Source organism: Dyadobacter sp. HNCC25DJ187 (assembly GCF_056895255.1).
In genome coordinates this window covers 2,048,467-2,061,255 of the sequence record NZ_JBXHAT010000001.1, presented here as the reverse complement: position 1 = coordinate 2,061,255, position 12,789 = coordinate 2,048,467, and the positions used below count along the sequence as shown (strand labels likewise).

Below are 12,789 nucleotides of genomic sequence, written 5' to 3'. Positions count from 1 at the left end.
GAAAATACGGTTGACGGCTAATACCTTTTATTAGAAAACAAAAATTGTGGATTTACAGGATTTAAGAAACAGGATAGACACCCTTGACGATCAGATGCTGGCCATACTGAACGAGCGTATGGAGCTTGTTCATAAAGTTGGTGAGCTGAAGCGTTCTTCTAATTCAATTATTTACAGGCCTGAAAGAGAGAAGCAAATACTTGACCGGCTGGAAAAACGAAATGGGGGGTTGCTGACCAGGCAGGCGATAGATGCGATCTTTTTTGAAATTTTTGCGGTTTCCCGTAATCTCGAATTGCCGGAACGTATCGCTTATCTGGGACCGGAAGGAAGTTTTACGCATCAGGCTGCAGAGAGTCGTTTTGGTGCGATGAGCGAATATCTGGTGCTTCCCACTATACATTCAGTTTTTGAAAGTGTCGAAACCGGACGTGCCAAATTTGGTGTAGTACCTATTGAAAATAATCAGGAAGGTATCGTTGTTGAAACCGTTGATTATCTGAGGGATAAGAATTTGACCATCGTGGCTGAAGTGCTGCTACCCATTCATTTTACTTTTGCCTCCCAATCAGATTCATTAAAAGATATCAAACGAATTTATTCAAAGGATATCGCCTTCAGGCAGTGCGGTAAGTTTATCAGTGAGTATCTGGAGGGGCTGGGTGTTGAGCTGGTTCCGGTTGAGTCCACGGCCAAGGCTGCAAAACTTGCTGCTCAGGAGCCTGACTCCGCAGCAATTTGTTCTTCCATTTCTGCACGCCTGTTTGGGGTTCCGGTCTTCTTTGATAATATTGAAGATAGTGATCAGAACAGAACACGGTTTTTAATTTTGTCCAAAGATATCGTAAATGCAAAAAGCGAAGAGGACAAAACGACGATCATTGCGAATTTGCCTAATACCAACCGGCCGGGTGTTCTTTATGAGTTCCTGAAAGAGTTTAATGACAGAGGAATTAACCTCACGAAAATAGAGAGCCGCCCGCAGCGGGGAGAGGCAAGTTTCAGAGCATGGTTTCTGGTGGAGTTTCTGGGGCATATAGAAGATCCTCAGGTGAAAGAGTTAATGCACAAGTACGGTACACACTTAAAATGGCTCGGTAGCTATGTAAAGGTGTCTTGATATAATTAATAGAGAATTCAACATCAAAATGGCCAGCACCGATACATCGGAACTGGCCATTTTAATTTTATTCACATTTACCACCATCTGTAAAATAGCCCCACTGAACCATTTACTGTGGATGTCCCTTTCTCCAGATATCCGTATTTGAAGCTGGTCCCTTCATATTTAACGCGGACGTCAGCACCGAATGAGCCATCCTTCCTGAACAAAAATCGAGATCCGAGTCCAACGCCATAGGCAAAAGGTATTTTTTGCTGCTGCTGGATAAGGCTGCCGTAATAAAGAGAATAATCAGAGAAACTGACACCGGCACTCACCTGTGCATAAGGCTGCACAACAGAGGACTTGTTCAGGAAATGGTAATTAATGAAAGCCTGAACAGGAGTTTGGCTGATGGTTCTTGTCTGGACCGCAGATACCGTCTCGTCGCCGCTTTGATATAGCGCTCTGGGTAATCTCTTTTGAAAGTAGGAGCTTCCTATTTCTCCGCCTACAGATATCGGGCTGTTTCGAAGTACCCATTCAAGTGAAATTGAATAATTTCTGAATGATGCCTGATCAATATATGAATCAGAGAAAGATCCCATGGGAACTGCCCCGCCAATCCTTCCCGTCACCAGAAAGTGCGTGTATCGTTCAAAAGGAGAAGGCAAAGTGTAGAGCCTTGGTGCTTCCTGAGCCATCACTGCTGAAGTAAATGAAATCAGCATGAGGGCAAAAAATATTTTCTTCATGACTTTCTATTTTTTTAAGTACGCTGACTGGGAGTAAATGGCATCGATCATGGTATTCGCTAAACTGCGGTTTCCGATATCTGATCCCCGGATTTGTGCATCCCATACAACCTTATAAGTTTTGTCAACCGTATTGGGATTTTTAAAATCTACCATGGAGATGTGCCAATAGCTTTCACTGGTTTCGTAATATTGATAGTAGCTTGGGTAGCCCCAACCATACCCTCCTAATCCGCCCCAATAATTTCCGTAGTACAGAGGCATACTTGTTACATTCAGTTGTGAGTTGGTAATCCAGGCAACATTAACTCCTACGTCAGGTTTTTGTGCGGGACTAACCAGCACATAGCCAAGGTCTTTCATATTGTCGATAATGCGATTTAAAACAGCAATATCCAGCTCGTCAAGTGCAGTACCGGTACGGTTGTTCTCCATGACCAGCACCGAATCAACGATACTGAAAGTTTTATACTGTTTATAATCTGCCTGTGTATCCCTGTTGGTTACATATACTAGTGATTCTTCTGAAGTTAAATCACTGATGGGGTCTTTGGTGCAGGACATTAATCCAAGCAAGGAGACCAAAACGATGAGTGAGGCTATCTTATACATTTCTGATTTTACATTTAATACTTTAATGAAACGAAATTTGAAATTGAACATTTTATCCGATGGCATTTCTCCACATGTAAGATGTATGATAAATGACCGATGGACGAGTAAATTGGTTGGAAAATGAATTTATTAAACTTTAAAAGAGTTGTTCTGTGGTTTAGCAAAGGCCATACCCGGATCTAGTGCTGTAATGCCGCATTGAAAAAAAATAGGGTATAGACAAGGCAATTTGTAAAAGACATAGTACTATTGCAGAAATTCAAAATCCTGTAAAGTTTTAGTATCCAACATTCTGTTTAGAAAAATATTTCGAACACCCCGTTCAGAATCGCAAATATGGAGGCAAAAGAAGAAGTTTTAAGAATTATCGACGTACTCAACGATACTTATGAAAGTGAAGAAGCATGGTACGGACCGTCATTGGTAGAAACACTGCGTGATGTTTCTCCAAAAGTGGCGGAAGCAAGGCTGAGCGCCAATACACATTCCATTGCTGAAATTGTTTACCACATGACTACATGGCGTATTTTTGCGGTTCGTAAGCTGCAGGGAGATGCTGAATTTGATATCAAAACAAAGGATAAAGACTGGAAGAAATTTCCTTTGGTGGACGAGTTTGAATGGGAAGCAATTCAGATGGAACTTAGCCTTTCGCAGGAAGAATTAGTTTCAGAACTGGAAAAAATTGAAAACGACGCGTTTCTGGAGGAATTTGTTCCGGGAAGAGATTACTCTTATTATACCATGATACATGGTGTGATTCAGCATGACGTGTACCACACCGGACAAATAGGGCTGATTAAAAAGGCGGTGAAAAGTATGCGTCTTGATGAAGATGATGATTTTGGAGCCTATAACGGAGGGGCTGATTTTGATAAAGACAATGATTATTATTGATCATTTGTTGTCTAAATCATCATTCATGAATAAGTATGGCTATCCGGTTAGGGTAGCCATTTTTTTAAAAATCTTGGTTCAACACTCATAAAATGCATTAATTACCATTTATGAAGATACTTGTAGTAGAAGATGAACCCAAATTAGCGGGATTTCTGAAGAGAGGTCTGGAAGAGCAATCCTGGGAAGTAGAACTTGCTTACGACGGAGAGGTAGGTAAAAAAATGGCATCTAACTACCGTTTCGATGTCATCATTCTGGATGTAAATCTACCAGGGCTCAATGGCTATGATGTGGCCAGGCATCTGCGCTCGGATGGTTTGGCTACACCCATTTTGTTTTTGACGGCATTAGGAACTATCGATGATAAACTGGACGGCTTTGAAGCAGGCGGAGATGATTATCTGGTGAAACCTTTTGAATTCCGGGAGCTTATTGCGCGCTTAAAGGTGCTGGCAAACCGGAATGCAGCGAGAGAGCAATCCAGCCAGATCCTTAGTCTGGCTGATCTTGAATTGAATCTTGACGAAAAAGTAGCCCGGAGAGGTGGAAACCGTATTGATCTTACGGCTAAGGAATTTGCCCTGCTCGAATACCTGATGCGAAATCGCGGACGTGTGGTATCACGCGTGGATATTGCTGAGCAGGTTTGGGATATCCGGTTCGATACCGGTACCAATGTAATTGATGTATACATCAATTTCCTTCGGAAAAAAGTTGATAAGGATTACAGCCCAAAACTGATCCACACTGTGGTTGGAATGGGTTATATTTTCAAGGAGGAATGAACATAAAGACTCGCCTCACACTCTTGTTTACGATGCTGGTAGGGTCAATTATGGCTCTTTTCTGTCTGGCTATTTATTTCTTTTACGATCAGTACAGAGAAAAACAGTTTCATTCTTTTCTGCATGAAAGAAGTCAAACCATCGCCCAGTTAGTTGAAGCTGCCAGTAGTATCAGTAAAGAAGAAATTGTTAAGCGGGAAAAGGAAAACAGTTCTGTTTTATTGAATGAAGAGATTACTATTTACGACGGGTCCGATTCAGTGATTTTTGCCAGTGGACAGGTGTACTTTCTTGCTTCTGACGTTCTTCGTGAAGTCAGACAAGGTAAGGATGTTCATTCAAAACTGGATAAAAAGGAAGTAGTCGTAATCCGGCATATTCTTCAGGATCATAGTAAGCCTTGGGTAATTGCAACCATAGCCCGGGATGTTCCGGGAATGAGCCAACTGGCCCGACTAAGGGATATTTTGCTGGTTGGATGGCTTCTCTCCCTGGTACTTGTTGCAGTGGCTGGCTGGCAGTTTTCGAATGATGCCATTAAGCCGGTTGCAGACATCATCGATCAGGTAAATAATATATCCGCAGGCAACCTGCATGATAAAGTAACTGTTGGCAGGGAAAAAGATGAACTAGCTTTGCTGGCTCAGACATTTAATCTCATGCTGAATAGGCTGGAAATTGCCTTTGTAGCTCAGAAAAATTTTGTTGGACATGCTTCTCACGAATTACGAACTCCGCTTGCTCTCATCATGAGCGAGGTAGAAGTAACAATGATGAAAGAAAGAAGCCCGCAATATTATCAGGAGGCATTACAGGGAATAATGTCAGAGGCGAAAGGAATGAATGAGTTAGTAAACAGGCTGCTGGAACTGGCAAGAACTGAGGAGAATGCCTTCAAAGTAACTTTCTCCAAAATACGCGTGGATGAAGTATTATGGCAGGCTAAAACAGCGGTTCAACAGAAAAATCAAACCTACGAAGTACATATTCACTACGGGAGCATTTCCGAAAATGAAGAAGATCTTAAACGATATGGTGATGAAAGTTTACTCCGTACTGCATTCCTCAACCTGATGGATAATGCTTGTAAATATTCGGATGATAAAACAGTGCATATTAACCTGCAGGCGACCGATGACATGATCACGATTGAATTTAAGGATAATGGGGTAGGTATAGCAGAATCAGAATTTCCATATATATTTGATACTTTCTACAGGAGTGCCACTACAATGAGTAAAGCCGGCTACGGAATAGGCCTGGCGCTTACCAAAAGAATCATCACCATGCAAGGCGCGAGCATTGATATTGCGTCGGAATTAGGTAAAGGGACAACCTTTACGTTAAAATTCCCTCCATTTTAATGTCATTTTAATTTTTCGTTAATCAAAATTTAACAAATTTGGGTGACCTTTGTCTTAAGAAGGATCGTTAGGAAGTATAATTATCTGATGAAATGATCTGTAATGTATATGTAATTTCACCTATGGCCTGCTTTCACAGGTACAAACGGAAGATATAGATAAAGCGGCAATGCCGTATAAGGTAAACTATGCTGACTCAAAGGAGTTAAATTAGATTTAGTTAGATGAGTAGTGAGGAAACTGGCCTTCGAACTTTCGGAGGCCAGTTTTTTATTTTCTTTCTGCCGGGAAATCCTGCGCCGCCCCATCAATTCTGTAGCCAGGCAATGCCTCAGGGCATTCCGTTACGATGTAAGCAATGAGTTTTTCTCTGACCAGACAACGCAGGTCAAATGCCTGAGAAGAGCTTCTGGCAGACATAATCGCTCTCACAACCATGATTTGTTCCTGTGTATCGGTCACCTGCAGCGCCCACGATCTTCCATCCCATAAAGGAGAGCTGATCAGAATTTCTTCCAGTTTATCCCTCAATTTCTGAACGGGGGTGTTATAGTTCAGATGTAAAAAAGCAGTACCTATCAGGTTGCTCTCATTACGAGTCCAGTTTTGAAAAGGCTTCTCTATGAAGTAGGTAATAGGTAGTACCAGCCGTCGCAGATCCCAGATGTTAACGACAACATAGGTTAGATTTATTTCTTCAATCCGTCCCCATTCGCCTTCGACAATCACTACATCATCAATTTTAATAGGTTGCGTAAATGCGATCTGTATACCGGCCAGAAGATTTCCAAGGGACTTTTGCGCGGCGAAACCGATAATAACGCTGAATATACCTGCCGATGTAAGTATACCTACACCATATTGCCGTACACTGTCGAAGCTTAACAGCAATATGGACACACCGATGAGGACAATCATGATGATGATGATCCGCTTGATGAACTTGATTTTGGTGAACATACGCCTTGCGTAATTATTGTCCTCCGTATCGAAATCGAGCTTTTCAATCAGGATTTTTTCGATGATGATGATAATCCGGGTCATCAGCCATGTACTAACTCCAATTAACAAAATTTTGCTGATGGCGTGTGTCCACAGATAGTCTCCGCTAGTGGTAATATACGCTTTCGTTGTGCTCGTCACTAGTACAAGCGGCACAAAGAAATACAGCACATTAGTTAGATTGTCGCTAATTGCTTTTGCAATGGGCCAACCTTTTTTGTGTGCCGTTATTTTGATAACCTTGATAAAAATTCCACTGATAACCAGCCCGATTGCACAGGCCAGCATAATGATCAGCCATGGAGTATTGTTGTAATCCAGCTTGTCAAGAAGATAATTCATGAGCTTATAGATCTGTTAGCCTGGCTACGATCATACCCGTATGCTTAGGTACAGAGGCTACATATTCAGCAAGTGGAACATGAGATAGAACAACCTTTTTACCCGTAGATGATGCGTGAATCAGATATGCACGACTACCAACTTTGGTAATAATTCCCATATGGTTGCAGTCAAGGCCCTCAACCGATGACGTAAATGCTACTACATCGCCATCATGCAGCATAGCCTCTGTTTTACGTATCCCTGCTTTGGGGACATAATAATGCTCTCTGGAATTAATCTGACTTTCCTGCTCTCTAACACTCTCCCACACCTGGCTTTCCGCCATTGAAGGATAGAGATTAGCATGATTGGTCATGAAGTTGATTTCTTTTCTGAATGGAATACCACCAATTTTAGCGGTAATGTTTTCAATCCTTCCTCTCTTTTCGTTTTCATACATCCAGTCCAGCACGTAATGAAGGCGTGAGGCATAGCCATCAATTTCTCCGTTTCGGTAGCGAAGTTTGGTTAACTCTGATTTGTAACCATCAAAAGTTGGATTTTCCGATTTGGCAATGGCCAGAGAAATGGCGGTTTCTACTAAAGTGGTGCAGTCTAATCCATCAAATTTACAAACCAGCTTTTCAGTTGGATTTCCTTCAAGGGTACCAGCCACATAAGGCGTGCCGAGAAAAGATTCACTCATCCTGAGCACTTGCGTCCCAATGCCTACTGTAGCAGGAAGTTCCATCTTCTGTGTGAATGTTTTCTGCAGTCCGGGCTGAGAAAAAACATTTGTAGAAAGGATCAGAATTATATAAAAGGGAAAAAATCTTATCATGAATGTATCTGGTTCTTACGGGTTAGCTTATCCGTATATGTCATCACCTCTGCCGTCCCTATTAAAGGCTAGTAAGGCCTTCTCTGTAAAAATAGGCAGGAATTCGTCTATTTACAATACTGCAGCATGTCCCATAGCCCTACGTATTTCAGGCTATAGAACGTTTAGAATGGTTTTGCAATTATATCTTCACAATTTCATACACCAGAACAGACACCGGACACAGATCAACAGCAATTCCGGAAGAGGTAATTTCTGAGGCTGGAACTGTAGGTGACGGGCAATTAGCCGGAAATACAGGGACGAGCTTATAATCTGTTGTTCTGCCAAGTTGGAAAGTATGCACCCAGGCTTCCTGTGGAACCTTTACACGTGTATCGAAATGACGATCCCGATCAAAGTTGTAAACAAAGAGTAGCTTTTGATTGCTGGTATAGCGTACATAGCTATATACCCTTGTTTGGTCGTAGTTATAGGTTTGGCCATTGATATTGAAAAACTGAAGATCATAGAATGCACCGGCATATATGGCTTCATTACCCTTCACAAAATGATTCAGGCTTTCATAAAAATGCCTTAGCTCCTTCTGGCTTTCTGTTAGCTTCTCCAGATTATAAGCACCATTGTTGATCCACTGCTGAAATTCCGGAACACCCCAATAATCGAAAATCGTGGTTCGACCATCTTCTCCCTGAAATCCTTCAGATTGTGTAGGATTTACACCGAGCTCCTGGCCAAAATAAACCATAAGTGGTCCCGTATTCATTGTGGCACTGAGCGTCATGGCAGGTATTGCAATAAAAGGATCTCCGGCAAAGTACCTTGAGGCGATACGTTGCTCATCATGATTTTCGAGAAAACGTAACATTTTCTCACTGATATCGCCAGATTCAACCTGCCACAATCGTGTAATGCTTTCGACTGTACCACGTCCTTCAATGAGCTCACGCAGTGTGTTGTATAAGCCTACTTTATCGTACAGATAATCGAATTTTCCTTTAAAAATGTAGTTGTGATATTCGTACGGGTTATAAATCTCAGCAATAAAAATCACATCCGGATTCAGGCTTTTGATCTTCGGGATTACCCATCCCCAGAATTCCGAAGGAACCATCTCAGCCATATCACATCTGAATCCATCCACCCCTTTTCCTGCCCAAAACGCCAGGATATCATACATCTTGACCCATGTCGAGGGTATGGGATCGAAATGAGTAGCTCTGCCATTCAGATAGTCTACGCCATAGTTGAGTTTGATTGTTTCATACCAATCGTACTGGCTGGGTTGTGGCTCAAAAACATCATTTCCAGTAGCTTTGGCCGGTCGCTCGTGGTAGGGAGAGGCAAATTTAATCGGAGGCTGATGTCCTTCCGGAACTACAAAATCGTGATCAGGAATATAGTAAAAGTTGTTTTCGGGGCTGAAGGCAACTGTTGTATCATCGTCTTCACCAAAATCCTTTACACCTGTAGAACGAACAATAGAGTGATACTGACGCGCAACATGATTAGGAATAAAGTCGATGATCACTTTCATACCATGTTGATGCGTTCTGCGCACCAGTGCCTCAAATTCTGCCATTCTGTTATTAACATCCACGGCCAGGTCCGGATCTACATCATAATAGTCTTTAATCGCGTAAGGTGAGCCCGCTATTCCTTTGACTACCAATGGATGATCATTCGGAATGCCATAAGCGGTATAGTCAGTTAATGTGGCATGCTTGATCACACCAGTATACCAGAGATGAGTCAGTCCGAAATCTTTCAGTGCATTGAGTGCCGTGTCATTAATGTCGTTAAATTTTCCGCAGCCGTTTTGTTCTATTGTGCCGGAAAATTGATTTGTGGTATTTTGATTGCCAAATAATCGGGTGAAAATCTGGTATACAATGAATTTATCTTTGTTAATCACTTCGACGCTCATTTCGACTTCTGGTAGTTGCAGGATGATAAAATTACCAAAGAAACGGGCATTTGGAGCTGCCAAATGGCCCGTTTCTTTGGTTCTTATTATTTTTACTATTTTGCAAGATATTAAATTTGAAATGATATGCCCGAAATAAAAGCTTGCCTTTTTGATCTTGACGGAGTAATTGTAGACACTGCACGCTTCCATTATATAGCATGGAAAGAGCTGGCCAACGATCTGGGTTTTGATTTAAGTGAAGAAGAGAATGAACAATTGAAGGGGATTAGCCGGATGGAATCTCTTGAAATCATCCTTCGACTTGGAGGGGTGACCTTGAGTGCGGATGAAAAGCAAATAAGAGCAGCGAAAAAGAATGCCCGGTATCTGGAATTATGTCAGCAGATGACTCCCGATAATACTTTGCCAGGAGTTAAGGCATTTCTCGAAGAACTAAAGAATGCTTCCATTGGAATCGGATTGGGTTCGGCGAGCAAGAATGCAAAAATTATCCTGCAAAGGATAGACATGCTGTCTTATTTCGAAACGCTCGTAGATGGCAACAGGGTAACAAAAGGCAAGCCCGATCCGCAGGTGTTTAACCTGGGAGCAGCAGACCTGAAAGTAGCCCCTTCCGATTGCGTCGTTTTTGAGGATGCGGTCGCCGGCGTTCAGTCCGCAAAAGCTGCCGGTATGTTTGCAGTAGGTATAGGTGAAAAGTCTGTTTTGACAGAAGCTGACGTGGTTGTGCCGGGTTTCAGTAACTTTCATTTAAATGATCTTAAAGCGAGTTTCGTAAAGAACCGGCAAGCCTGATTTTTAAATTGATCACAGAGAGGAAACAGATATCATGAAGAATTACATCACCCACGACGAATGGAATATAGTGGAAAATGGTTTCCACGAATCACATAATGAAATCACTGAAAGTCTGATGAGCCTGGGTAACGGGCGAATGGGGCAGCGTGGTAATTTTGAAGAAACTTACACAGGTAAGACCTTGCAGGGAAACTATGTCGCAGGAGTATACTTTCCGGATAAAACCAGAGTGGGTTGGTGGAAAAACGGATATCCGAACTATTTCGCCAAAGTGCTTAACGCGTGCAACTGGATTGGTATTGATGTGAAAATTGGAGAAGAGGTGCTGGACATGAACACCTGTTTGGTAGAGGATTTTCGCCGTGTGCTGAATATGAAGGAGGGGGTGCTGGAACGAACTGCCATTGTTGTTCTGCAAAGTGGGAGAAAGGTCAGGATCAATTCTAAACGTTTCTGCAGCATGGCAGATGATCAGGCGGGAGCAATCCGTTACAGCGTAACGCCGCTCGACTTTTCTGATCATTTTACAGTCACACCCTATCTGGACGGTAATATCCGAAACAGAGATTCCAATTATGATGAAATTTTCTGGAATGAAATACACCGCGAAACCAGCTTTTCAGAAGGATATCTTGTCATGGAAACGAAAGAAAATCCTTATGGTGTAGAGGTTTTTCAGGTAGCTACCGGGATGGCATTTGATATTAAGATCAACGATCTGAAAACAGATTATCAATCCTTACCCGTTCGCCAGGAAAAATATGTGGCCGGAACAGTTACTATTGACGTACCGGAAGGAAAAGAATTGGTTGTATATAAATATGGAGTGAATCTGTCTTCAGCTAATTATGCAAAGGAAACAATTCTGGATTCTGCAAAAGAGTATCTGGGAGGTATTTACAAAAAGGGGTTTGACAAGCTTCTCGAAGACCACATACAGGCATGGGCGGAAAAATGGGAACGAAATGATATTACAATTGCAGGCGATGTTGCGGCGCAGCAGGGAATCCGCTTTAATATCTTCCATTTGGGACAAACCTATACCGGGCAGGATGAAAGACTGAATATTGGGCCCAAAGGGTTTACCGGTGAAAAGTACGGCGGAAGTACCTACTGGGATACCGAAGCTTACTGTATTCCGTTTTATCTCGCTACAGCTGATCAGAATGTAGCCAGGAATCTTTTGGTATACAGATATAAGCATCTGGAAAAGGCCATTGAAAATGCAGCAAAGCTAGGTTTTACCGACGGCGCTGCGCTATACCCGATGGTGACTATGAATGGTGAGGAATGCCATAATGAATGGGAAATAACCTTTCAGGAAATTCACCGCAATGGAGCGATTGCATATGCCATATGGGACTATGTACGCTACACAGGGGATGAAACTTATCTCGACCAGTATGGGCTGGAGGTACTGATCGGGATATCGAGATTCTGGAAGCAGCGTGTGAATTGGTCGGCTCGTCAGGGTAAATATGTGATGCTGGGCGTAACAGGTCCGAACGAGTATGAAAACAACGTCAACAACAACTGGTATACCAACTATATCGCCAGATGGACTTTGCAGTATACACTGGATGTAATCGGTAAGCTCTGGACTACGAATTCAATCAGATTGAATGAGATCATTCTGGCCACCAATTTTAACCTGAATGGTGAAATGGCAGACTGGAAACATATCGTTGAACATATGTATTTTCCTTATGATGAAGAAAGGAGAGTGTATCTGCAGCAACAGGGCTTTCTGGACAAGGAATTACTTACGGTTAACGACATCACAGAACATCGTCCTATTAATCAGAAATGGTCATGGGATCGTATTTTAAGGTCATGTTTTATCAAACAGGCAGATGTTCTGCAAGGGCTTTATTTCTTCGAAGATGACTTTACAGCCGATGACATTCGTAGGAATTTTGAATTTTACGAACCCATGACGGTGCATGAATCTTCTTTGTCTCCATGTGTTCACGCTATATTGGCAGCTCAGCTGGGAATGAAAGAAAAGGCGTACGAAATGTATGTAAGAACGGCCCGTCTGGATCTTGATGATTATAACAATGATACGGAGGATGGACTTCACATCACCTCAATGGCTGGTACGTGGATGAGCGTAGTGAAAGGATTTGCCGGCCAACGCGTGAAAGACGGTTTTTTACATCTTAATCCCTATCTGCCTGCAGAATGGACATCTTTTAGTTTTCGGATAGGTTTTCAATTGGCATTGCTCCATGTCGAAGTAAATCAGGATGCAGTGGTGATTCAGAATATTTCTGATCAGGATTTGACGCTGTATGTTCATGGTGAGCGAATGTATCTGGGTAGCAACGCGGTGATACAAAAAGACAATTGAAATTATTGCTGATCCTGTTT

The 12,789-nt window shown here is 42.3% G+C and carries 11 protein-coding genes; 6 read left to right on the top strand and 5 right to left on the bottom strand.

Features of this window, described 5'->3' with window-relative positions:
- Positions 1 to 46: 46 nt before the first annotated feature.
- A complete protein-coding gene (pheA, locus tag AC1XUE_RS08490) occupies positions 47 to 1,120 on the top strand; it encodes a prephenate dehydratase (RefSeq protein ID WP_483355506.1) in 1,074 nt (357 codons plus the stop codon).
- Between the two features lie 77 nt (positions 1,121 to 1,197).
- Here the strand turns inward: pheA and AC1XUE_RS08485 are convergent, their stop codons facing one another.
- Positions 1,198 to 1,857: a hypothetical protein gene (locus AC1XUE_RS08485; RefSeq protein WP_483355505.1), complete on the bottom strand. Its 660-nt coding sequence runs from the start codon at positions 1,855 to 1,857 to the stop codon at positions 1,198 to 1,200.
- Between the two features lie 6 nt (positions 1,858 to 1,863).
- Positions 1,864 to 2,469 carry a DUF4136 domain-containing protein gene (locus AC1XUE_RS08480; protein ID WP_483355504.1) on the bottom strand — a complete coding sequence of 202 codons (606 nt, stop codon included), beginning with the start codon at positions 2,467 to 2,469 and terminating at the stop codon, positions 1,864 to 1,866.
- A 339-nt stretch (positions 2,470 to 2,808) separates the two neighbouring features.
- On the opposite strand from AC1XUE_RS08480, the gene AC1XUE_RS08475 reads away from it, so the two are divergent.
- From AC1XUE_RS08475 to AC1XUE_RS08465, 3 genes are all read left to right on the top strand, one after another.
- Positions 2,809 to 3,369 (top strand): DinB family protein, encoded by a 561-nt coding sequence (locus AC1XUE_RS08475; RefSeq protein WP_483355503.1) that lies wholly within the window; start codon positions 2,809 to 2,811, stop codon positions 3,367 to 3,369.
- Positions 3,370 to 3,479: 110 nt separating this feature from the next.
- Positions 3,480 to 4,157 carry a response regulator gene (locus tag AC1XUE_RS08470; RefSeq protein WP_483355502.1) on the top strand — a complete coding sequence of 226 codons (678 nt, stop codon included), beginning with the start codon at positions 3,480 to 3,482 and terminating at the stop codon, positions 4,155 to 4,157.
- Entirely contained in the window at positions 4,154 to 5,521 is a 1,368-nt protein-coding gene (locus AC1XUE_RS08465; protein WP_483355501.1) for a HAMP domain-containing sensor histidine kinase, read from the top strand. The genes AC1XUE_RS08470 and AC1XUE_RS08465 overlap by 4 nt, the downstream gene beginning before the upstream one ends.
- 270 nt (positions 5,522 to 5,791) lie before the next feature.
- Here AC1XUE_RS08465 and AC1XUE_RS08460 read toward each other — a convergent pair whose 3' ends face one another.
- The 3 genes from AC1XUE_RS08460 to AC1XUE_RS08450 form a co-directional block, all read right to left on the bottom strand.
- Complete coding sequence (locus AC1XUE_RS08460) at positions 5,792 to 6,865, bottom strand: mechanosensitive ion channel family protein (protein ID WP_483355500.1); 1,074 nt, start codon at positions 6,863 to 6,865, stop codon at positions 5,792 to 5,794.
- 4 nt (positions 6,866 to 6,869) lie between these two features.
- Positions 6,870 to 7,688, bottom strand: a complete 819-nt coding sequence (locus tag AC1XUE_RS08455) for an N-acetylmuramoyl-L-alanine amidase-like domain-containing protein (protein ID WP_483355499.1) — start codon at positions 7,686 to 7,688, stop codon at positions 6,870 to 6,872.
- Positions 7,689 to 7,869: 181 nt separating this feature from the next.
- A complete protein-coding gene (locus tag AC1XUE_RS08450; protein WP_483356007.1) occupies positions 7,870 to 9,615 on the bottom strand; it encodes an alpha-amylase family protein in 1,746 nt (581 codons plus the stop codon).
- Positions 9,616 to 9,741: 126 nt separating this feature from the next.
- Between AC1XUE_RS08450 and pgmB the strand changes: the two genes are divergently transcribed.
- Entirely contained in the window at positions 9,742 to 10,413 is a 672-nt protein-coding gene (gene pgmB / locus AC1XUE_RS08445; protein WP_483355498.1) for a beta-phosphoglucomutase, read from the top strand.
- Between the two features lie 34 nt (positions 10,414 to 10,447).
- On the top strand, positions 10,448 to 12,769 hold the full coding sequence (locus tag AC1XUE_RS08440) for a glycoside hydrolase family 65 protein (RefSeq protein ID WP_483355497.1): 2,322 nt from the start codon (positions 10,448 to 10,450) through the stop codon (positions 12,767 to 12,769).
- Positions 12,770 to 12,789 lie beyond the last annotated feature (20 nt).